Below are 418 nucleotides of genomic sequence, written 5' to 3'. Positions count from 1 at the left end.
ATTCATATGTTTTTCATGTTTCAGAGCATAGATGTTCTCTTTCTTGACTCCTCTCGAAAAGTGGTTGACCTTAAGCGCGCAAAGCCGTGGAGGGTTTATACGCCAAAGGAGAGTGCAAGATATATAATTGAAGCTCCAGTAGGTGTTATAAATGCTATCCATGCTGAAATAGGAGACGAAATTGACTGGCAAGTAGAGGAAGAGAGAAAAGCTGTTCCTTCTCCTACAAGTGCGATTAATAAGATAAACATAAAAAGTTCAAATGGTGTTATAAGCTTGGCTGAGCCTAAACCAAAGCTTAAAGGGAAATGATATGCTTGACAGTATTATCGAGTGCATAAAAACAAAATTGAAAAGAACAGAGAACTTAGATGATGAACTTTATTCCTTGATTCTGTATGGCTCTTTTGTGAGAGGA

At 37.6% G+C, this 418-nt stretch carries 1 protein-coding gene; it reads left to right on the top strand.

What is annotated here, in order from left to right; genetic code table 11:
* Window positions 1–312: DUF192 domain-containing protein (locus E3E29_RS11455; protein WP_167911109.1), on the top strand; the 312-nt coding region annotated here is incomplete at its 5' end.
* Window positions 313–418 lie beyond the last annotated feature (106 nt).

The organism is Thermococcus sp. Bubb.Bath (assembly GCF_012027595.1).
Taxonomy (GTDB): Archaea; Methanobacteriota_B; Thermococci; order Thermococcales; family Thermococcaceae; genus Thermococcus.
This window is presented reverse-complemented; position numbering and strand designations above follow the sequence as displayed.